Source organism: Halopseudomonas sp. (assembly GCF_038130085.1).
Classification (GTDB): Bacteria; Pseudomonadota; Gammaproteobacteria; order Pseudomonadales; family Pseudomonadaceae; genus Halopseudomonas.
In genome coordinates, this window is sequence record NZ_JAYPMU010000001.1 from 59,628 (window position 1) to 81,282 (window position 21,655).

The 21,655-nt window shown below is 61.6% G+C and carries 21 protein-coding genes; 5 read left to right on the plus strand and 16 right to left on the minus strand.

Going from position 1 to position 21,655, the window contains the following annotated elements; all coding sequences use genetic code 11:
- Positions 1 to 61 precede the first annotated feature (61 nt).
- From AAFM31_RS00290 to AAFM31_RS00305, 4 genes are all read left to right on the plus strand, one after another.
- A complete protein-coding gene (locus tag AAFM31_RS00290) occupies positions 62 to 901 on the plus strand; it encodes a DMT family transporter (RefSeq protein WP_341705900.1) in 840 nt (279 codons plus the stop codon).
- A gap of 106 nt (positions 902 to 1,007) precedes the next feature.
- Complete coding sequence (locus AAFM31_RS00295; protein WP_341705901.1) at positions 1,008 to 3,401, plus strand: fatty acid cis/trans isomerase; 2,394 nt, start codon at positions 1,008 to 1,010, stop codon at positions 3,399 to 3,401.
- A 120-nt stretch (positions 3,402 to 3,521) separates the two neighbouring features.
- A complete protein-coding gene (locus tag AAFM31_RS00300; RefSeq protein ID WP_341705902.1) occupies positions 3,522 to 4,640 on the plus strand; it encodes a YbaY family lipoprotein in 1,119 nt (372 codons plus the stop codon).
- 102 nt (positions 4,641 to 4,742) lie between these two features.
- Entirely contained in the window at positions 4,743 to 5,081 is a 339-nt protein-coding gene (locus AAFM31_RS00305) for a zinc ribbon domain-containing protein YjdM (protein WP_341705903.1), read from the plus strand.
- 6 nt (positions 5,082 to 5,087) lie between these two features.
- Here AAFM31_RS00305 and AAFM31_RS00310 read toward each other — a convergent pair whose 3' ends face one another.
- The 14 genes from AAFM31_RS00310 to AAFM31_RS00375 all read right to left on the minus strand — a co-directional run bounded on the left by AAFM31_RS00310 (position 5,088) and on the right by AAFM31_RS00375 (position 17,805).
- The gene (locus AAFM31_RS00310; protein ID WP_341705904.1) at positions 5,088 to 6,089 is read right to left on the minus strand and encodes a hypothetical protein; all 1,002 of its coding nucleotides are present in this window, start codon (positions 6,087 to 6,089) and stop codon (positions 5,088 to 5,090) included.
- A gap of 78 nt (positions 6,090 to 6,167) precedes the next feature.
- On the minus strand, positions 6,168 to 6,632 hold the full coding sequence (locus AAFM31_RS00315; protein WP_341705905.1) for a DUF3429 domain-containing protein: 465 nt from the start codon (positions 6,630 to 6,632) through the stop codon (positions 6,168 to 6,170).
- Between the two features lie 52 nt (positions 6,633 to 6,684).
- The gene (locus tag AAFM31_RS00320) at positions 6,685 to 8,691 is read right to left on the minus strand and encodes a DUF3488 and DUF4129 domain-containing transglutaminase family protein (RefSeq protein WP_341705906.1); all 2,007 of its coding nucleotides are present in this window, start codon (positions 8,689 to 8,691) and stop codon (positions 6,685 to 6,687) included.
- Positions 8,688 to 9,662 carry a DUF58 domain-containing protein gene (locus tag AAFM31_RS00325; RefSeq protein WP_341705907.1) on the minus strand — a complete coding sequence of 325 codons (975 nt, stop codon included), beginning with the start codon at positions 9,660 to 9,662 and terminating at the stop codon, positions 8,688 to 8,690. Before AAFM31_RS00325 ends, AAFM31_RS00320 begins: the two co-directional genes overlap by 4 nt.
- The gene (locus AAFM31_RS00330) at positions 9,659 to 10,576 is read right to left on the minus strand and encodes an AAA family ATPase (RefSeq protein WP_341705908.1); all 918 of its coding nucleotides are present in this window, start codon (positions 10,574 to 10,576) and stop codon (positions 9,659 to 9,661) included. Before AAFM31_RS00330 ends, AAFM31_RS00325 begins: the two co-directional genes overlap by 4 nt.
- Before the next feature lie 94 nt (positions 10,577 to 10,670).
- Complete coding sequence (locus AAFM31_RS00335; protein ID WP_341705909.1) at positions 10,671 to 12,002, minus strand: TAXI family TRAP transporter solute-binding subunit; 1,332 nt, start codon at positions 12,000 to 12,002, stop codon at positions 10,671 to 10,673.
- Positions 12,003 to 12,162: 160 nt separating this feature from the next.
- A complete protein-coding gene (locus tag AAFM31_RS00340; protein WP_341705910.1) occupies positions 12,163 to 12,750 on the minus strand; it encodes a HupE/UreJ family protein in 588 nt (195 codons plus the stop codon).
- A 1-nt stretch (position 12,751) separates the two neighbouring features.
- Positions 12,752 to 13,396 (minus strand): urease accessory protein UreG, encoded by a 645-nt coding sequence (ureG, locus tag AAFM31_RS00345; protein WP_341705911.1) that lies wholly within the window; start codon positions 13,394 to 13,396, stop codon positions 12,752 to 12,754.
- Between the two features lie 13 nt (positions 13,397 to 13,409).
- Positions 13,410 to 14,099, minus strand: a complete 690-nt coding sequence (locus tag AAFM31_RS00350; protein ID WP_341705912.1) for an urease accessory protein UreF — start codon at positions 14,097 to 14,099, stop codon at positions 13,410 to 13,412.
- Positions 14,092 to 14,580: an urease accessory protein UreE gene (gene ureE / locus AAFM31_RS00355; protein ID WP_341705913.1), complete on the minus strand. Its 489-nt coding sequence runs from the start codon at positions 14,578 to 14,580 to the stop codon at positions 14,092 to 14,094. The genes AAFM31_RS00350 and ureE overlap by 8 nt, the downstream gene beginning before the upstream one ends.
- 10 nt (positions 14,581 to 14,590) lie before the next feature.
- Positions 14,591 to 16,291, minus strand: coding sequence for an urease subunit alpha (gene ureC, locus AAFM31_RS00360; RefSeq protein WP_341705914.1), 1,701 nt, complete (start codon positions 16,289 to 16,291; stop codon positions 14,591 to 14,593).
- A gap of 22 nt (positions 16,292 to 16,313) precedes the next feature.
- Positions 16,314 to 16,619, minus strand: a complete 306-nt coding sequence (locus AAFM31_RS00365) for an urease subunit beta (protein WP_341705915.1) — start codon at positions 16,617 to 16,619, stop codon at positions 16,314 to 16,316.
- 10 nt (positions 16,620 to 16,629) lie between these two features.
- The gene (gene ureA / locus AAFM31_RS00370; protein ID WP_088275341.1) at positions 16,630 to 16,932 is read right to left on the minus strand and encodes an urease subunit gamma; all 303 of its coding nucleotides are present in this window, start codon (positions 16,930 to 16,932) and stop codon (positions 16,630 to 16,632) included.
- A gap of 15 nt (positions 16,933 to 16,947) precedes the next feature.
- Positions 16,948 to 17,805 (minus strand): urease accessory protein UreD, encoded by an 858-nt coding sequence (locus tag AAFM31_RS00375; protein WP_341705916.1) that lies wholly within the window; start codon positions 17,803 to 17,805, stop codon positions 16,948 to 16,950.
- A gap of 288 nt (positions 17,806 to 18,093) precedes the next feature.
- Here AAFM31_RS00375 and rnk point away from each other — a divergent pair, with 288 nt between their 5' ends.
- A complete protein-coding gene (rnk, locus tag AAFM31_RS00380; protein ID WP_341705917.1) occupies positions 18,094 to 18,501 on the plus strand; it encodes a nucleoside diphosphate kinase regulator in 408 nt (135 codons plus the stop codon).
- A gap of 32 nt (positions 18,502 to 18,533) precedes the next feature.
- On the opposite strand, the gene rmuC is transcribed toward rnk, so the two are convergent.
- Entirely contained in the window at positions 18,534 to 20,108 is a 1,575-nt protein-coding gene (gene rmuC / locus AAFM31_RS00385; protein WP_341705918.1) for a DNA recombination protein RmuC, read from the minus strand.
- A gap of 58 nt (positions 20,109 to 20,166) precedes the next feature.
- Positions 20,167 to 21,639 carry a helicase HerA-like domain-containing protein gene (locus tag AAFM31_RS00390; RefSeq protein ID WP_341705919.1) on the minus strand — a complete coding sequence of 491 codons (1,473 nt, stop codon included), beginning with the start codon at positions 21,637 to 21,639 and terminating at the stop codon, positions 20,167 to 20,169.
- Between the last annotated feature and the right edge of the window lie 16 nt (positions 21,640 to 21,655).

Genomic DNA, 21,655 nt, shown 5'->3' on the forward strand with positions numbered 1-21,655 from the left:
CATTGCGATCCCCGACGAATCCGGGTTTGATGGTCACCCCCTCTGCGCTGGAGTTGTGCCCATGCCCAAGGCAATGCTGCTGACTGTACTCGCCATGCTGGCCTTCGCTGGTAATTCGGTGCTGTGCCGGCTGGCGCTGGGCACTACCGAGATTGATCCGGCCAGTTTCACCAGTCTGCGGCTGGTCTCCGGCGCGGCGACGCTTTGGCTGCTGGTTAGTCTGCGCGGTGGCGGTGCGTTTAGTCACGGCAGTTGGCCGTCTGCCTTTGCCTTGTTTGCCTACGCGGCCGGCTTCTCTTGGGCATATATCCATCTTGATGCGGGCATGGGTGCGCTGCTGCTGTTTGCTGCGGTGCAGGTCACCATGATCGGCACGGGGATTGTGCGTGGTGAGCGGCTGGCATTGCCGCAGCAGGCGGGTATGGCGCTGGCGATGCTGGGCCTGATTGCCTTGCTGCTGCCCGGCACCAGCGCCCCGCCGCTGCCTGCGGCGCTGAGCATGTTGGCGGCGGGAATTGCCTGGGGCGTTTACTCGCTGCGCGGGCGTGGCGCCAGCAACCCTACTGCGGTTACCGCCGGCAATTTTCTGCGCGCGGCGCCGCTGGCGATTATCCTCAGTCTGGCGATGCTGCAGAGCCAGAATCTGGATACCCAGGGCGTGCTCTATGCGCTGGCTTCCGGCGCTATCACCTCAGGCCTCGGCTACGCCATCTGGTATGCAGCGCTGCCGCTGTTGCGTGCCAGTGTTGCCGCAACCGTGCAATTGAGCGTGCCAGTGATTACCACGCTCGGTGGCGCACTGTTGCTGGCCGAGCCGCTTACGCTGAGGCTGCTGCTGACCTCTGCCATGATCCTTGGCGGCATTGCTCTGGTGCTTACCAAACCACGCAAGGCGGGCTGAACCTTCCCCAACACCAGCAGTCGCAATACCTGGCCAATTTGCTTTGGCTTAGTGCAAGATGAATGCGAGCCACGCAGTCTGTGGCCTGTCTCCGAGGAAGGACTCCATGCAACAACCCGCACGCCGTGCCCCCCTGCGTATTACCACTATTGCCATACTCGCGACTCTGCTGGTTCTGGCCTTCAGCAGCATTCAGAACACGGCCCACGCCGAACCGGTAACCGCTCCCGGTCAGTTACTCGACTATCAACGCGACATCAAGCCGATTCTGGAAACCAAGTGCATGGCCTGCCACGGCTGCTACGACGCGCCCTGCCAGTTAAAGCTGACCAGTGCAGATGGCGTGGAACGCGGCGCATCGGAGCGCCAGGTGTACGACGCTGCCCGGATCGACGATGCGGAGCCAACGCGCCTGGGTATCGATGCCAGCACCACTGAAGAGTGGCGAGAGAAGGACTTCTTCTCCGTGCTGCGTGACGCGGATGAGGGCAAGGCTGATCGGCTGGACGGCTCCCTGCTGTATCGCATGATCGAACTGGGTCACAGCAACCCGCTACCGGCCAATGCACTGCTGCCCGAAGAAGTGAAGATCGGTACCGCACATGCGTTCACCTGCCCGACCATCGATGATTTCAAGAGCTACGCCAAGGATAACCCTCACGGCGGCATGCCCTACGCAGTCAGTGGGCTGAGTGACGAGGAATTCGCCACCCTCAGCCGCTGGATCAGCGAGGGAGCCGTTACCGCGCCGCAGCCTTGGGAGCCATCGGACGCAGAGAAGGCAGCCATTGAACGCTGGGAGGCGTTTTTCAATCAGAGCGGCGCGCGCGAGCAACTGGTATCTCGCTACCTGTTTGAGCACCTGTTCGTCGCCCATCTGCACTTCCCTACCATCTCAGGCAGCAGCTTTTATGAGCTAGTGCGCTCCAGCACTCCACCGGGCCTGCCGGTCAAACCGCTGCGCACGGTGCGCCCGAACGATGACCCGGGTGAGCGTTTTTACTATCGCCTGCGCCCACTGCGCGAAACCCTGGTCGAGAAAACCCATATCACCTACGGCCTGGACGACATGCGCATGCGTCGTTGGCAGGCATTGTTCTTCCAGAAAGACTGGGCGGTTGCGACGCCACCCGGCTACGACTACACGGAACGCTCTAACCCGTTCCTCACCTTCACCGCCATACCGGCGAAGGCACGCTATCAGTTCATGCTGGATTCAGCCGAATACTTTGTGCGCACCTTTATCCGTGGCCCGGTGTGTCGCGGCCAAGTGGCGACCGACGTCATCCGTGACCAGTTCTGGACCGTGTTCGAAGACCCGGCTCAGGAAGCCTACGTCAATGACCCGATGTATCGCAGCCAAGCCACCCCGCTACTCGGCCTGCCCGGCCAGGACAGTGACCTCTCTGCGCTAGGTGGCGAATGGCTGGAATACGCTGACCGACGCAACCAGTATCTGCAACTGCGCCACGACTACTACGCCAAGCGCAAACCTGGCGGCGCTGACATGAGCGAGATCTGGGATGGCGACGGCTACAACCGTGATGCGCTGCTGACCATCTTCCGCCACCACGACAGCGCCTCCGTACGACGCGGCCTGTGGGGCCAGGTGCCCGACACCATCTGGGTAATGGATTATCCCTTACTGGAGCGCACCTATTACGAGCTGGTGGTCAACTTCAACGTCTTTGGCAGTCTGTCCCACCAAGCACAGACACGCCTGTATTTCGACCTGATTCGCAACGGCTCCGAGCTCAACTTCCTGCGTTTTGTGCCGCAGCAAAGCCGGACAGCACTCTACACCCAGTGGTATCAGGGCCGTGCTCAATTGAAAGACCGGATCATCTACACCGACGTCAATCTTGATGTGCCAGTGGCTGAGGATTACAGCGGCGCTGACAAGCAAAACAACCGCAGTGTCATGACCCACTTTGCCAACCTGCTGATGGATCACGCTGCGGCCGTCAGTAGCGGCCCGGACACACTTAACCGCTGCCCGCAGGGCAACTGCCAACGCCCGGAGCTGACCCCCGAGCAACGCCAGATAGACCAGACGCTGAGCACCTTCAGCCGCGAAACCGGGAGAACCCTGCCGATCATTCCGCTGCTGCCGGAGGTGAGCTTCCTGCGCATCACCAACGGCGATGAACGATGGGTATACAGCCTGATCCACAACCGCTCGCACACCAACGTTGCCTTCATGTTCGGTGAAGATACGCGACTGCAACCTGAACGCGACACGCTGACGGTCATGCGCGGCACTTTGGGCAGCTACCCGAACTTCAGCTTCGATGTGCGCCTTGAGCAATTGCCCGAGTTTGTCGCGGCGTTGCGTGCTGCATCTGATAGCGCAGGCTTGACCCGCGTGGTGGAACGCTGGGGGGTACGTCGCACCAATCCGGCGTTCTGGGAGGTGATGGCTGATTTTCGTCGTTACGCCGAGGAAACCGATCCCTCTCAGGCGGGTCTATTCGACGTCAATCGCTACCAGAATCTCTGAACCAAGAGCCCACCGCGCATGATCTGGCGGTGGGCAAGCCAAATCAGGAATCTGGTTTACACTCAAATCACCGTTAATGGAAAGCGTCGGCCAAAGCCGACCCCGCTAGAGGGCCCCCTTATGCTGAAAACCCCTTCACGTTTTGTTCTTGCCGTGGCATTCGGCAGCCTGCTCGCGGGCTGTGCCCACAACAGCAGTAACGACTCATCCACTGCGCAGGCGGAAGAACATATGACTCCGAAAACCCGAATGGTGGTCGGTGCGATCGGCTACCGCGAGCGCATTGCTCTGCCGCCGGGCAGCGTTGCCCAGGTCAAGCTCCTCGATGTATCGCGGGCTGACGCTCCTTCTACCGTGCTGGCTGAGCAGACCACCCGACTGATCGGCTCCCAGGTTCCCGTCCCGTTTGAGCTGACGGTCGAGCCACGCATGTTCCAGCCTCGCATGAGCTACAGCGTTTCAGGCCAGATCCGTAGCGCCGAAGGCCAATTGCTGTGGACGACCGACACGCGCTACCCCGTCGACCTGACCCAGGAAGTCAACGACATGGGCGTCCTGATGATGGTCAAGGTGAGTGGCCGCGTTCCGCAGAATTCGCAGGTTGTTGACGTCAGCGCCATGCTGCCACTGAAGGCACAAGGCAACGAGCCGGGTTGGACCTTGCAGATTGACAGCGAACGCATGAGCCTGACCCGCCAAGGCAGCAGTGCCGTGCAACTGACTCCCACCCCAACTGCAACGCGGCAGGGTGGTGCGCTGCGCTTTGATGCGGCTGCAGAGCATCAGATGCTGGTCGACGTTACCCCGGCGCTCTGCCACGACAGCATGACCGGTATGCCCTACCCCTACACCGTGAAGGTGCAGACCAGCAGCGGCGAACTGTCAGGCTGCGGTGGGGATCCTGCCAAACTGCTGACCGGCAAGACTTGGCAAGTGCTGAGCATTAACGGCGAAGCCGCCATGTCCGAGAGTGTGGTCACTATGAGCTTCAGTGAAGACGGCAAGCTGGGCGGCCAAGGCGCCTGCAACGCCTTCACCACCGGTTATGAACTGACCGGCGAGGGGCTCAGCACGCGCATGATCGCGGCGACCCAGCGGGCGTGTTTTGGCGGGCGAATGGAGCAGGATCAGAAGATGTTCGACGTCCTGCAACACCTGTCGCGCTTTGATATCGACGAGCAGGGCCAGCTCCAGCTGATCACTGCAGATGGCCGCACGGTCGTAGCAAAAGCCCAGTAATACCCTCTATAGCGTGGACAGCGCGCCGGCTATCGTGCATCATGCCGGCGCCAATGACCCTGTGCTTAGCAGGGTCAATCCCGTCATATCAGAGGTACCCGCATGAGTGACCTGCCGCACTGCCCCGCCTGCCAGTCTCCCTACACCTACCAGGATGGCCTGATGCTCATCTGCCCGGAATGTGCCCACGAATGGTCTGCTGACGCCGATCAGAACGATGCAGGCGACTCTGGCATCAAGGACGCTAACGGCAACCCGCTGCAGGATGGTGACACCGTTACCGTGATCAAGGACCTGAAGGTCAAAGGCTCTTCCCTGGTGGTCAAGGTCGGCACCAAGGTCAAGAACATCCGTCTGGTCGACGGTGACCACGACATCGCCTGCAAGATCGACGGCATCGGTGCGATGAATCTCAAGTCCGAGTTCGTCAAGAAGGTCTGAGATACCTCAGCGGCGAAAGCGCACGTGCTCGCGCAGTGGGCTTTCGCCACGCCAGACAAAGCCTTCCCAGTAGTAATGCATAAATGAAATCAGCAGGATCGCGATGCCGATGAGCGCGTGCTGTTGATGCGTGTTTAGCAGCCAGGCAATCGCAACTGACACCGCAGGCAAGACCACGAACGGCGCAACGCCCGTGGATGGAAGCCAACGGTAGAGCCAGCCAGACGACCGCTGCGTCCGTCGATTGCGGTCGTGGGTGATGTAGACGCTGAACGCCGTCAGGTCATGAATCAGCCGCGGCATCAGGATGACCAGCAGCACATAACCCAGCTGATTCAGCGCCAGCGCACTGGCCAGCAACGCCCCGTTAGCCCAGATATACCAGCGCCCGAGACGTCCCTCGCACTCGCGCGCCAACTGCCAACTCAACAGCAGCAAAATCGCACAAAGCACTGCTGCCAGACCAGCCAGCAGCGCATAGGCGTCCGTCCCGGCCAGCTGAACGCGCCCGAGGAACTGCCCGCCGTAGACGTTCAGATAGATCGCCATGCCCGCGACAATCGCCACCCACTTCCAAAGGCGAAACAGCCGCCCCGGCCTGCGCCCACTCAACACCAGCGCAATACCCAATTGCTGCGACAGCACATGAAACACAGTGAAACCGGCGAAGAACACAAACAGCAACTGGTAGCTCAACGGCTGAGGACCGTACCACCCGGCCAGACACAGCAACAGAAAGATCGGGATAGCGGGCAATAGCCGCCAGCGGAAGTGCTGCAAGTAGCGGCGATCAGACAGGGTCAGCGCGCTGGCAATGATGTGTGGCAAGCCAAACAGCAACGCCCACAGAGCCCAGTCATTCGGGTCGTCCGGCAGTAACGAGTGGAGCAGCGCACGCTGCAGTAGCAGCACATCCAGCGCGACAACGAGGAAGGACACGGGGATAACGGCGTAGAGCGCCAGCAACCAACGCCCATCGACGCAGTGGAAAGACGAGTCAGAGTACACAGGAAATCCGTGGTAATGGCTGTGCTGCTCACTTGATCACAGCCCACCCCAGGCGCCCATCACCCGAAGTGGTGATACCTAACCGACAAACACCGTCGCCAGCCAGGCTACCAGCAGTGAACACACTACGATAATGCTCAAGGGCTTGCGCAGCGCCGGGTACCAGACCGGCGCAACACCATGGTCGACCGCCCAGATATCGGCAAAATACAAGGCCGCGAACGCAACCAGAAAGACCGGCAAGCCAAGAAACGTGGGCAGTGCCAACGCCACCCAGCCAAGCAGAGGCGGAATCACCGAGAGCCCCAGCTGCACTGGCGCCTTGTCGCTGTTCTCTTCAGCGCGCATCGCCAAACCCCAGTGGATAGCCCCCATGAACGCCAGAATAATCGCGGCGTAGGCCATCAGCTCTTCGAGCACCCGGTCACGCCAGGCATCAGGGGTAACCCAGAGACCCAGCGCGCCTGATACAAAGGGAATTACCCCAGCCAATCCCAGCCCCAACGCCAGTCGCGGGGGACGTGTCGCACTGAATGGATGCATGCAAACTCCGCAGCAAAAGTATCCTGAGAAAAGCCTTCCTGCAGTATAGGGGCTAGCCTCCTGCCGACAAGCCTCGTGATGCAGACCGTCGCCGCGGGAGGCTGCGCAGCAGTTGGCGCAACTGAACGCGCAAGGCCGCGCTATCGGCGGCATCCCCTGCGTATTGCTGGGCCACGAAGCAGTCAAAGAAGGCCGCCAAAGCCGCCTCCTGCGACGGCAGCGCTCGGCTGATACGACGCTGCCAATCACGCGGCCCCTCTCCCGCCAAGGCGCCCAACCCGAGCGTCTGCAAGCGGCGATCCAGTCGCTGCCAGGCCCGCTGCGCGGGCGTGCCGGTCAGGCGCCGCGGTCTGAGCCAGATCAGCGCCTGCAGCGCCATCAGACTGAACACCAGACCCAGCACAATGGCGCCAACCCGCTGCCAGTCTGCCGTTCCCAGCCAGCGCCGAAACAGCGCAAGCTGCTCTTCCGAGCGAAAGTTAAGTACGCGTCGCTGCCATTGGTAGTTCAAGTCATCCCACCCAAGGCGCAGGCTGTTGAGCCAACTGACGCCGCGATAGCGCGCACCTGACAGAGGCGACTCCGCGAGAAAGCTGCCCTCGTCACGCATCGCCTCTTCCAGCCCGCGTTCGATACGCATGGGAGCAACCTGAAATGTCGGATCAAAAGACGTCCAGCCGCTGCCCGGCAACCAGGCTTCAACCCAGGCGTGCGCGTCGAATTGGTGGATCAGCAGGTACCCGCCGCGCGGATTCAGCTCTCCGCCTTGATACCCGGTAACGACCCGCGCAGGAATGCCTGCCGCACGCAGGACGAACGACATCGCACCGGCATAGTGTTCACAGAACCCGCGCCGGGAGTCGAACAGGAACTCGTCATTGGCGTGCTGCCCCAGCGGCGGTGGTTGCAGGGTGTAGTAATAGGGCTGGTCGGCGAAGTGGCGCAAGACCGCCTGTATCAGCTCGGCATCGCCGCGGTACTGCGCCCGCAGGCGCTGGGCCCACTCACGCGTGCGCGGATCACCGCTGGCGGGTAACTGTAATTCACGGGCCTGCTCGCTCGGCGACAGTCCCTCAGGTTGCAGCTGACTGTCACTGTAGGCGGTGGCGTTGTAGGCAAAGGGACTGCTCAGTGGTGACGCGGCCCGCAAGGTACCATCGGCCAAGCGTCGCACCTGCGGCGTATCACTGCTGCTACCCCGCAGACTGTAGAGCCAATTGCGACCACTCGGTTCGGCGATCACTTCGTAACTTAACGGCTCTCCAACCGTCTCCAGCGAGGGTGCGACGCGCTGCTCAAGACGCCGGTCCTGTGACCAGGCGCGGCCATCGAAACGGCTCATGGTCATCGCTCGCCAATACAGAGTGGCGGCAGGCGGCGCAGGCCCATCGAACTGGACCCGAAATGCCAGCTCCGGCGACTGTGCCAGATTGGCAATATCAGCGGGCGACATAGACTCCGACAGCCCCGTGCGCGCGGTGCTGCTCGGCAGATTGACTGACCATAGGGGCGCTAGCCTGGGAAAGAACAGGAAAAGCACCAGCATCAACGGCAGCGCCTGAAGCAACATGCCGCCAGCTCGACGCAGCGCCGCCGCCGGGTCATTGCGCGCCGGGCTTTGCTGTAACCCCACCAGCGCAGCAACCAACACCAACACGCAGAAGCACTGGTACAACGCCAGCGGAATGCCTTGATCAAACAAAAATGCGGTGGCGACGATGAAGAACCCCAGGTAGATCACCACCAGTGCATCACGCGGGCTGCGCATCTCCAGCAGCTTGAGCATGAATAGCAACAGCAGCAGCATCACCGTCGCATCCAGACCGATCAACGTGCCCTGCGTTACAAACACCGCCACACCGGTCAACAGCAAGCCGCCCACCCGCAGCAGCCGACCCGGATAACCCCAGCGCATGCGCTGGATCTGTACCCGCCAGAGCGCGCACCCAAGCCAGAGGCCCGCCAGCCACCAAGGCAGGCGCGGCAGATGCGGAACCAGAACCACCAGTTGGGCGATCAGCAACCAGGCCAGGCTGTTGCGCGGAATCAGCGCGCTCATCGCTCGCCCTCCTGCCCAAACAGGGCGAGCGCGCGCAGGCAGCGCTCGCGGTGCCCTTCCCCCAACACCGGCTCGATCCGCTGGCCGGGCAGAATCAAACCATAGGGGCGCCGCGCGTTCTCCAGCGCCAATACCCAACCGGTCATAACGCCCAACCGCTCCTCCAGGTCGCGTCCCGGCGCACTGGACAGGTCGAGCCAGAGACTTTGCTGCTGCGGTTCTGCAAACACCTTGCTATGCAGCCCTTGACCGCGTGACCAGGCGCGCCAGTCCAAACGCCTGCGCGAATCCCCCGGCTGATAGGCGCGCAGCCCCTGAAAATCGTCCACCCCCTCAATCAACGCCTGCTCCTGGTCGTGTTCCGCGCCGTCGGGCGCACTGCCTCGCGGCAATGCGCGCTGGATGGGTTTGGGGTACACCAGTACCTGCCAGTCCAGATCAATCAGACTCCAGGCCTGAAACCAGCCAAGTGGGAAGCGGGTTTCAATACGCAGTCGCTCCAGTGCCAGCCAGCCACGGCGGCTAGTGGGGTGATACAGGGTCAACGCCTGTTCGCTTCCCGCCGGAACATCAACAGTATGGGTAACAACCTGAGGCCAGCTGAGGCGCAACGCCTGATGCTCGCGCCGTTCACTGACCAACACCATGCCCAGCGGCGCCTGCTCACCGGCAAATACCGCTCGCCCGCCGGTTGCCTTGAGCTGCACGCCGGCCAGGTTACGGTAGGTGTGATGCAGGGCGACCCAGAACAGCCCCAGCAGCGCAAAGGTCAGCCCGTAAACCAGACTGTTCTGGTAGTTGATCGCGCCGACCAGCATGACCGTAAGCAAAAGCAGGAACGCACCGCCAGCTCGGCTGGGAATAATGAAAATCCGCCGGTGATCCAGCCGAATCTGCCGCGCCGGTGGAATCCGGCGACGCAGCCAGCCCCGGTGCCACTGGCGCAAACGACTGCGCAGGCCCTCGCTCACACTGGTGACACCTCGGCTAACAACCACCGTGCCAGACTGTCACCGCCATGCCCGGCCGGGTCATGGGTGGCCCGCAAACGGTGACTGACCACCGACGGCAGTACCGCCTGCACGTCTTCCGGGATCACATAATTGCGCTGTTCCAGAAGCGCCCAGGCGCGCGCAGCCGCAAGCAGACCAAGACTCGCTCGAGGCGACAACCCCCAGGCACAGGCGTCGCTGTTACGGGTGTGATTGACCAGACGCAGAATGTAGTCGACCAACGCTTCGCTGGCCGTCACCTGCGGTACCAACGCTTGCAGGGCGCAGAGCTGCTCACGGCCCAGCACCGTCTCAATTTGCTCCAGCCGTGTGCGCCGCTCGCTGCCAAGCAGCAAACTCTTCTCTGCTGCCTCGCTCGGATAACCCAACGACAAGCGCATAAGGAAGCGGTCCAACTGGGATTCAGGCAAGGCAAAAGTGCCGGCCTGGGAAACCGGATTCTGGGTGGCGATAACGAAGAACGGATCCGGCAGCGGGCGAGTTGCCCCGTCAACCGTCACCTGCCCCTCCTCCATCGCCTCAAGCAGCGCGCTCTGACTCTTCGGTGTCGCACGGTTGATCTCGTCAGCCAGCACCAGTTCTGCAAAAATCGGCCCCGGGTGGAAGACAAACTGGGCGGTGTTACGGTCAAACACCGAGGTGCCGAGAATGTCGCCTGGCAACAGGTCGCTGGTGAACTGAATACGCTGGTAACTCATCCCCAGGACCTTGGCCAATCCCTGCGACAGTGTGGTCTTACCCATACCGGGAAGATCCTCTATCAGTAGGTGACCACGCGCCAGAATGCAGGTCAGCGCCAGCTTGGTTGCCTGTGGCTTGCCAAGCAGCACCTGATCCATTGCCGCCTGGGCCCGCTGCAATACGTCCTTCATGTCTACCTCGTTATCCGCTAACCCATGCTAAGCGCTGCATCAGAGCAACAACAGCGCCGAGCAATGGCTTGTAACAGCTTCATGCGCCGTCTGACTAATCGCTCTCTTCTTCCTGCATCAAACCCAGGCGGTAGATCATGAACCGCACATGCAAATGCAGGCTGTAAAGCTCATGGGCATACGACAGGGGTACATCCACATGATTAAGTTCGCTTTCGAGCTGTCGCAGCTTGGCGACCTCCTCGTCGTAATGCCCCTTGATACGACCGGAGTAAATGAGCCGATCAACCCGACGCAAATGCTCATACCAGCGATAGACCCGCGCCCGAACCCGCCAACGGTAGATCGGCCCCATGCTGCGCAGCAGTGGGAACATGATGGCCAGAAACGGGATCACCAACACCACATAGCGATCAATCATCGACGCCAGCTGAAACGGCAGGTAGCGCTGCAACACCGGCATACCCTGACGGTGGTAGTACTCCGCCTCAGGGCTCAGCTCCAGCCCCATCGGCTTGGCAGCCGGAAAGGTGCCGGGAGGATCAAGCAGATTGCCGTCACGCAGGACCTTACGGGTTGCTTCCAAAACCTGTGCCGCCAGCGCTGGATGGAAGCTCTCGTTGGCAACCAGCGTGGCGACCGGCGCCAGCAGTGTGAGGTCACGCGGAGGTAGATTGAGCGGGATGCTGAGCAGGCCCTGACTGACCTTCAACTCGCCGACGTAGCGCAGCCGCGCAGCGAAGGCATGCGCTTGCTGCGCGCTCACCAGCACCACGCCCGGGTCAGCCAACAGACTGATAATGACCCGATTATTGACCGGTAACACGAAGAACGCGGCATCCAGATCTCCGGCCAGCAGCGCAGCCGCAGAGGCACTTGCGCCCTTTTGCACCCACAACCCGTCGTTCAGCGACTCAAGCCGCGCGACGTCCTGCTGCTGCTCAAACAAGCCGCGCACAACAGCCCAAGTGCCGCTGCCTTCACTGCCGACGGATACCCGTTTATCGCTCAGGTCAGCAAGGCTCTTGATATCGTTTCCCTTGCGCTGAAACAGCCACAGCGGCTCGTGGTAGAGAGCCGCCAGCCCCTGCAGTTGCTGACGCTGGTCAGCAGGCAACAGCTTCTCCGTACCACTTTGAATCAGGCCAAGTTGCACATCACCGGAACCATCGGTCAGGCGATCAAGGTTATCCAGTGATCCGCGACTGGTGCGCAACTCCAGATCCAGCCCTTGGGTTTTCAGCTCACGCTGTAGCGACAGGCCAAACTGGTGATAGCCGCCGGTCTCGCTGCCGGTCGTCATGACCAGGTGGCGCGGAGGCGCGGGGTCGAGATAGCGAACGAGCAGCCAGCAAAGCAGCAGCGCCAGTGGAACAATCCAAAAATTGGTGCGAATGAAGAGCGCGACCTGCCTGATTCTGCGCATCCTGCAACTCCGTGATCAAATGGTCGGAGTCCAGTCTAATCGCGATGGCCGTTGAGCGCGACGCGCTATTTCGGTCGGTAAGGAGAAGCGCGGGAGGGAACGACAGGGTTGCCAAACAGATCGCAGTACCGGCGAGCAGGCCCGCCGGTACTGCAGAGTGTTACATGCTTACAGCCATGCCCAGGCCGGCCAGACTGATCAACGCACCGAGGCTGCCCATGATCACCCGCGCGGCCTTGCGTTCCTGCAGCCAGAGGCCGCCAAACAGCCCAGCCGCGTGCAGCGCAGCGGTTGCCACGGCAAAGCCCAGCGCATAACTCAGAGCACCAGCGGCGGCCGGCATTTCAGCGCCATGCGCATAGCCGTGAAACAGCGAGAAGCCGGCAACCAGCAGCGCCACCGGCGCGGTGTGGCCACGCTGGGCGACAACCAGCAACGCGCCGAGCACGATGACAGACCCGACGATGCCCAGCTCAACACCCGGCAAATGCACGCCCGCCATCGCCAGCGTGCCACCAGCCAGCATCACGGCAACGAACAGCAGTGGCAGCAGCCAACGGGCAGCACCACCCAGCTTGGCACCGCACAGGCCAACAGCCACCATGGCCAACAGGTGATCCATACCCATCAACGGGTGCCCGAGGCCGGCAGCCAGCCCAGAAACTTCGTGGCCGGGGTGCGCCTGCGCCAGACCCGGCAGCAGGGCCAGCGCGGCAATCAGGCCAAGGCGTTTGTTGAGTTGTGTCATGTCAGGCTCCTTGTTGCTGTGCAGTGTCCGGCAGAGCTTTGAGCATGCCCTGGCGAACGATGAATTCGATGATCTGATCTACGCCCTTGCCACTCTTCAGGTTCGAGAATACGAACGGACGCTCGCCGCGCATTTTCTTCGCATCGCGATCCATCACATCCAGATCGGCACCGACCAGCGGCGCCAGATCGGTCTTGTTGATGATCAGCAGGTCGGAACGGGTAATGCCCGGGCCGCCCTTGCGCGGAATCTTGTCGCCTGCGGACACGTCGATCACGTAGAGGGTCAGATCAGACAGCTCGGGGCTGAAGGTTGCGGCGAGGTTGTCGCCGCCACTCTCTACCAGCACCAGTTCCATTTCCGGGAAGCGCTCCTGCAGTTCGGCAACCGCGGCCAGGTTCATGGAGGCGTCTTCGCGAATCGCGGTGTGCGGGCAACCACCGGTTTCCACCCCGAGAATGCGATCTTCCGGCAGGGCCTGGTGGCGTAGCAGAAAATCAGCGTCTTCGCGGGTGTAGATGTCGTTCGTGATCACGCCCAGGTTGTAGTGCGGATACAGGCGCTCGCAAAGGGTGCGAACCAGTGCGGTCTTGCCGGACCCGACCGGTCCGCCGATGCCTACCCGCAGTGCAGGTCTGGAAGTCATGTGTCAGTGCTCCTTATGATCGAAACAATCGGGTGTATTGATGTTCATGGCGGGCACTGGCGAAGGCCAGGCCCGGTAATCCTGCGCCGAGGTCATCGGCGGACAATGTGGCGGCGGTATCCACCACCGCCGGCAGATCGGGCAACATGCGGTCAAGCAGGCGCTGGGCGTCGGTCTGCCCCAGCGGAATCAGCTTGGTGGCGGCGCCGGTCTGGTTTTCCAGCCAACTCCAGAGCGCACCGAGGGCCAGCGCGCGGGCACCGGTCTGCCAGTGCTGCCCGGCCATCGCCAGCGCGGTCATCAGCGCAATCGGCTCGCCCTGCGGCCATTCCAGCGCCGCCGGCACTGCCAGCGACTTGAGCAGACGCAGCAGCGCCCCGCCCTGCTGACTGTCTTCAAGGTACAGTTCAGCAGTTTCCCGGTTGGCCAGCAGCCAGTCATTCCAGGAGAACAGTGCGCCCTCGTCGCCCCGTTCCAGCGCCTCGTACTGGCGCAGCAGCAGCGGAATATCCAGCCGCGCCAACGAGTGCCCCAGCAAGCCGCCCAGCCAGTGCGCGGCGCTGTCGATGTCGGTCACCCAGTTCTGTTCGATGGCGTATTCCAACCCTTGCGAGTAGGCATAGGCGCCAATCGGCAGCGCAGGACTGGCCAACTGCAGCACGCGCAGCAAGGCCAGATCGGCGACCGGGTTCTGCTCAGTCATGGGCGTGGCCTGCCAATCGCAGTAGCGGCGCGGCGGGCGTCGCTACGCTGTGACTATGGTTGTGGTACGCGCCCTTCTCCGGGTTGAACGGCGCGGTGATCTGATCGACCTCCAGCCCGAACCCGACCAGCATGGCGTCCAGCACGTGATCGCACTGATAGCGAAGCTCGGTGGCGTGCACTTCCAGCGCTACGTGGCGGTTACCCATGTGGTAGGCCGCGCGGGCCAGTTTCAGAGTGTCGTCACAGACCACGCGCGAGAGCTTCTCCGGCGCAGCAGCAATCATCAGCACGCTGCCATCGAGGCACTGCAAGCGATCACCCTGCGCCAGCACACGGCCACGGGGCAGAAACAGACCCACTTCGTCACCGGCAACCGTCTTGGCTCGCAGGCGGCTGCGGGTACGCAGCTCGTAGGTCAGTTCCAGTACGTGGTCATGGGGGCCGGACTCGTCCTCGAGCCAGGCATGACATTCCAGCATCGTGCTCTCCTTAAAACAGGTAATAACGCTGCGCCAGCGGCAGCTCATCGGCCGGCTCGCAGAGCAGCTCAACGCCGTCGGCCTTGACCACGTAGGTCTGCGGATCAACGCTAATGTCCGGCTGATAGTCATTCAGTTTCATATCAGCCTTGCTGATATTGCGGGTGTTGCGAACGGCCTCTAAACGACGCTTGAGGCCCAGTTTCTCGGCAACGCCGCCATCAATCGCCGCCTGCGAGACAAAGGTCAGGCAAGTGGTATCCATGCCCCGGCCGAAGGCACCGAACATCGGCCGGTAGTGCACCGGTTGCGGCGTCGGGATGGACGCATTCGGGTCGCCCATGGGTGCAGCCGCAATGGCACCGCCCTTGAGAATCAGGCTCGGCTTGGTGCCGAAGAAGGCCGGCTTCCACAGCACCAGGTCCGCCAGCTTGCCGACTTCAATCGAGCCAACCACATGCCCCACACCCATGGTGATGGCCGGGTTGATGGTGTACTTGGCGATGTAGCGCTTGACCCGCGCGTTGTCGGACCAATCATCGTCACCTTCCAGCGGGCCACGCTGCACTTTCATCTTGTGTGCGGTCTGCCAGGTACGAGTTATCACCTCACCGACGCGGCCCATGGCCTGGGAGTCGGAGGAGATCATGCAAAAGGCACCCAGGTCGTGGAGGATGTCTTCGGCGGCGATGGTTTCGCGGCGAATGCGCGAGTCGGCAAAGGCGACGTCTTCGGCAATAGCCGGATCCAAGTGGTGACACACCATCAGCATGTCGAGGTGCTCGTCGACGGTATTGATGGTGTAGGGCCGGGTCGGGTTGGTCGAGGACGGCAGCACGTTGGACTCGCCGCAGGCCTTGATGATGTCCGGCGCGTGACCGCCACCAGCACCTTCGGTGTGATAGGTGTGAATCACCCGGCCGTTGATGGCCGCCAGGGTGTCTTCAACGAAGCCGGATTCGTTCAGGGTGTCGGTGTGGATCGCAACCTGCACGTCGAAGGCATCGGCCACGCTCAGGCAGCAGTCGATCGCCGCCGGGGTGGTGCCCCAGTCTTCGTGCAGTTTCATGCCCATGGCACCGGCCTGAATCTGCTCTTCCAGCGGGTCCGGCAAGCTGGCGTTGCCCTTACCGAGAAAGCCCAGGTTCATCGGGAAGCATTCGGCCGACTGCAGCATCTTGCCAATGTGCCAGGCACCCGGCGTACACGTTGTGGCGTTAGTGCCAGTCGCCGGGCCGGTGCCGCCACCGATCATGGTGGTAACGCCCGACATCAGCGCCTCGTCAATCTGCTGCGGGCAGATGAAGTGAATGTGCGCGTCGATACCGCCAGCGGTGAGGATCATGCCCTCGCCCGCGATGACTTCGGTACTCGGGCCGACGATGATATCGATACCGGGCTGGATGTCCGGGTTACCCGCCTTGCCGATGGCCTGGATGTTGCCATCCTTGATCGCCACGTCGGCCTTGATGATGCCCCACCAATCCACAACCAGGGCATTGGTGATGACGGTATCCGGCGTCTCGGCGCGGGTGCGCTGGCTCTGGCCCATGCCGTCACGGATGACCTTACCGCCACCGAACTTCACTTCTTCGCCGTAACGGGTCAGGTCTTTCTCGACGCTGATCCACAATTCGGTATCGCCCAGCCGGACGCGGTCGCCGGTGGTCGGACCATACATTTCCGCATAGGCCTGTCTGCTGATTTCCATTCTTCGTTCCTCTCAGATCTGCTCAGAGACTGCCCATGACGTCGCCACGGAAGCCATAGACCTTGCGCTCACCTGCCAGCGCAACCAGTTCTACCTCGCGGCTCTGGCCAGGCTCGAAGCGCACCGCGGTACCGGCGGCGATGTTGAGGCGAAAGCCGCGTGCGGCATCACGATCAAACTGCAGCGCCGGGTTGGTCTCGGCAAAGTGGTAGTGGGACCCGACCTGCACCGGGCGATCACCCGAATTGGCAACGCTGATCACCCGTGTTTCACGTCCTTCGTTCAGTTGCAGCACGCCGGGGCGGGTCTGCACTTCTCCTGGAATCATGCTGAGCTCCTTAAGGAATCGGGTTGTGAACGGTGACCAGTTTGGTGCCGTCCGGGAAGGTCGCTTCGATCTGCACCTCGGCCAGCAGCTCCGGCACGCCCGGCATCACCTGCTCGCGGGTCAGCAACGTGCGGCCATAGCTCATCATCTCGGCCACGCTGCGACCGTCGCGAGCGCCTTCCATGATGGCGGCGCTGATGTAGGCCATCGACTCGGGGTAATTCAGCTTCACGCCACGGGCCAGCCGGCGCTCGGCCAGCAGCGCGGCGGTGAACAGCAGCAGCTTGTCTTTCTCGCGGGGGGTCAGCTCCATGAAGAGGGCTCCATCTCAAGTGTTCCAAATGCGTGGTGCACAGGGTTCACGTCCGTTGATCAACGGACGCAGCTGCTGCCACAGACGAATAAAGGTGTTGCGCGCGTGCTCTGCATGCAGGCCCAGATAACGACCAATCAGCAGCCCGTTGCGCTGGGTCAGCGCCAGCTCGGGGCAATCGGTAAGGCTCTCGCGCAGGTCATCCATCTGCTGACGATCCAACTGCACGGTCGCCAGCCAGGTACCGCTGACGCCACAACCACCAAGGCCCCAGCGGGCCTCTAGCAGCGGGTCACCGCCGACAAACTGGTTACGTTCGATGTAAATCGGTCGACCATCGCGCCAGACATCCAGCCGCTGATCTACTTGTCCGTGACTGAACCCCTCACCGGCCGCCGGACGCCCCAGACAGAGCAGATCCCAAGCAACGCAGCGAGCATCTGACGCCAGATCGATACGGGTAATCATGCGGGCGTTGCAGCCTTCGAAGGCAATGGTGTCCTGCGGCAGATACTCCAGGCTGCTGCCTGCAGCCAAGGTAAAGCGGTTGTGCTGCACTTGCAGGGTGCCGTTGTCGCGGGCGCGATAGAACTTGCCGGATGAAGGCGTCGTCAGCACGGCGCAGGCGTTCTCCTGCATATCAGCCTGCAGCCGCAAGTTGTCGCCACTGACCAGGCCACCCGGCGGATGCAGAATGTAGAGGTGCGGGCAATCGAGCCCCTCGGGGGTAAAGGGGCGCTGTACGCGCAGCGGGCCACGGTGACTGGTATGAGCCAGCTGGGTGCGCGCGCCGGATCGAACAAAGCCAAGCCGCAAGCCGGCCTGCCAGTTCAATGCGCTGTCATGCTGTTCAAGATGCCAGGCGTGTGTCATGCGTAATCAATTCCAACCAATAATCCCGGTTTACAGAGCAAGTGCCGTGCCACATAAGCGGCCGCGCAAACCGGGCGACGCACGAGGACAGCGCAGCAACACATGCACCATTATTGATCACTGACCATTTGGACAGCTTTTGATTGCACCATCATGGCGCACAATTGGATACACACAGGAGCTTGTAAGCCCACACCAATCTGGTAGGGTCGGTAAATCGGTGTTCTACCGATGTATTCCCTTATCTCTTTTTTACCCAACTCTGTCTAAGGAGTAGTGCCGTTCGCCATGAACAAATCCCCTGCCATCGTCATGACACGTCTGGATGTTCAACGTCTGGAAAAGGTAATGGCCGAGATACCGGCCCCTCTGGAAATGCTCGAAGCGCTGGAGGACGAGATGCTACGCGCCCGAGTCATCAGCCACCGGCAGATTGCCAAAGACGTGGTCACGATGAACTCGACGGTGCGATTTGTCGATGAAGCCAGCGATCGGGAGTTTGTACTCACGCTGGTGTATCCGGATCAGGCCGGTCGGCCCGGCACCATTTCCGTGCTCGCGCCGGTGGGCATGGCGCTGATCGGTTTGAAGGTCGGCCAGAGCATCAACTGGCAGGGACCGGCCGGTCGCCCCTTGCGGCTGAAAATCATTGATGTGCTCTATCAGCCGGAAGCCAACGGTGACTTCCACCTCTGAGTGATTGCCCCTCCGCGGGGCGATGCACCGTATCAGGGCGTTTCTTCGCTGCGCTCGTGTGACAGCTCGAGCGCAGCGCGGTCAGTCCACTCCTCACTGAGTTCCGCCTTTACCGAGACGCCCAGCTCCTTGAACTCGTTAACCTGCTTGACCAGATTGCCACGCCCGTCGACCAGTTGGTCGCGTGCCTTGCGATAGGCCTGCGAGGCCTTATCCAGGCTGTTTTCAATGCCGTCCATGCTCGCCAGGAAGGTGCGCAGCTTGTCGTGAATCTTGCCGGCGCGGTCAGCCAGCTCGGCGGTGTGGCGGTTCTGATCCTCAAAGCGCCAAAGCTGACGCACGATATTCAGACTGGTCAGCAGCGTGGTTGGGGTGGCGACCAGCACATTCTGCTCGATGGCCTTCTGGAACAGGCTTTCATCGGCCTTCAGCGCTTCGACAAAAGCTGACTCGATGGGAATGAACATGAACACCATCTCCGGCGCGTTCAGCCCAGGCAGCTCAAAGTAGTTTCGGTCCGACAGCTCACGGATACGGTCGCTGACCGACTGCACATGCTCACTCAAAGCGATGCGCCGCTCGGCCTCATCCTCACTATTGATATAGCGGGTGTAGGCGTTGAGCGACACCTTCGCATCGATGATCAGGTGCTTGTCCTGTGGAAGGTAGACCAGCACGTCCGGGCGCTGACGCTTACCCTCGGCGTTGTTGATGCTGACCTCACGCTGAAAGTCCTTCCCGGCGCGCAGCCCGGAGCGCTCCAGTACGTTTTCCAGAATCAGCTCGCCCCAGTTGCCTTGGGTCTTTTTCTGACCACGCAGCGCGGTACTCAGGTCATGTGCTTCCTGGGTGATCTGGCGATTAAGTTCTTTCAGATGATTCAGCTCGGCCGACAGCGTGGCCTGCTGCAGGGTGTCCTTGTGGTGAATGTCTTCGACCTTGGCGCGGAACTGGTCGATCTGTTCACGGAAGGGTTTGAGCAGCGCGTTGAGCGATTCCTGGCTGGTCTGCGAGAAGGCCTGCCCCTTGGACTCGAAGATCTTGCCCGCCAATTGCTCGAACTCCAGCTTGAGCTGCTCGCGGCTGTCCTTGAGCAGTTGCTGCTGCTCGGCAAAGTGTTGCTGACGTTGCTCCAGAGAGCTTTCGAGGGTGGAGTGGCGAACCTTGAGGTCTTCGTACTCACTCTGCACCGCATCCAAACGGCCCTGCAGCCGCTGACGCTCGCTGCGCAGCTCCTCCAGTTGGCGCCCCTGCTCTGCCCCCAGCGTTTGCGCGCGCTCGGCCTGCAGTTGCCAATGCTGCTGCTGGGCCTGTTGCTCACCGAGCCTGGCTTGCAGGGTTTGCTGCTGCTCGCGCAACTCGGCCAGCGACTCCTGCAAATGCTCGATGCGGGTCAGCTGCGCCCCCCGTTCACTGCCTTGCTGATGCAATTCCAGCTGCGCTTGCTGTGCAGCTGCCTGCGCCTCGCGTAGCTGCACCTGCACCTCGGCCAGTTGCTCCTGTAGCGCCGCGCCGCGGCGTATCAGCAGCCAGGCTGTGAGCCCCCATCCAGCGAGCAGGGCAAGTGAAACCAACGGCAAAAGCAGTGTCAGATCAAACGCGGGCATGAATCTCTCCTTAGGCTGCGGCCATTATCCCTGTGCGCGCGGTCGAATGTAACCGCCCTCAGCGACTGCGCAGCGAACCGAGCAGCCCGCGCACGATCTGCCGACCAAGCTGAGTACCGATGGAGCGCATGGCGCTGCGGCCAAACGAGCTGATCATGTCCGTGACCTCATCGGCCATGCTCTTTTCCTTGCGAGCCCTTGCTGTGCCCTGAGTACGGGTCTGCGGTTTTTCCTCGGACAACGAACGCTCGGCCTGTTTTTGCAGTAGTTCGTAGGCAGACTCACGGTCAACCGGCTCGTCATACACGCCCTTCAGCGGCGATGCTGTAATCAGCGCGGCGCGCTCGGCGTCAGTGAGCGGCCCCATCTGACTGTCCGGTGGCCGCACCCAGATCTGCTGCACGATCGATGGCGAGCCCTTCTCATCCAACACCGAGACCAGCGCCTCCCCCACACCCAAGGCGGTGATCACGGCTTCGGTATCGAGGTCAGGATTGGCGCGAAATGTCTGTGCTGCGGCGCGCACCGCCTTCTGATCACGCGGTGTAAAGGCGCGCAGGGCGTGCTGCACCCGGTTGCCGAGCTGCGCCAGCACGGTATCGGGGAGATCCAGCGGGCTCTGCGTCACGAAGTACACGCCTACGCCCTTGGAGCGAATCAGTCGCACGACCTGTTCGATACGATCCAGCAACGCCTTGGGAGTGTCATTAAACAGCAGATGCGCCTCATCGAAGAACAGCACAAAGCGCGGCTTGTCCGCATCCCCGACCTCCGGCAGCTGCTCGAACAGTTCCGACAACAGCCAAAGCAGGATACATGCGTAGCCCAGCGGGCTTTCCCGGTACAAGCGCTCCGCGTGGAGAATATTGACTACGCCCTGACCGTGCTCATCGACCTGGAGAAAGTCGTCCAGGGCAACGGCAGGCTCACCAAACAGCTGCTCACCACCCTGCTGTTCCAGGCGCAGCAGCGAGCGCTGAATCGCGCCGACACTGGCCGGTGAAATATTGCCGTAGCGTGGCCCTATTTCAGTGCGCTGCTCATGCACATGATTCAGCATCGCGCGTAGGTCTTTCATATCGAGCAGAAGCCAGCCCTGATCATCGGCGACCCGGAACAGAATATCGACGATACCGCTCTGGGTTTCATTCAGGCCCAACAGACGTGAAAGCAGTTGCGGGCCAAGCTCCGAGATGGTCAGGCGCAGCGGATGCCCTTTTTGGCCGTAGACGTCCCAAAACACCGCCGGTGTGCCCTTGGGCTCAAGCGTCTCGATGCCAACCCGTTGGGCGCGTTGTTGCAGTTTTTCCGACACCACACCCGGTTTCGCGATACCGGAGAAGTCCCCCTTTATGTCGGGCACCAACACCGGCACTCCCTGTTGGGAAAACGCCTGTGCCAGCACCTGCAGCGTGATGGTCTTACCTGTACCGGTCGCGCCGGCAATCAGCCCGTGCCGATTAGCCATTCGCGGCTCAATGGCTACTTTTCCCTGCGCATTACCGCCGATCAACAACGCTCTGGTGGTCATATTGCTCTCTCCAATG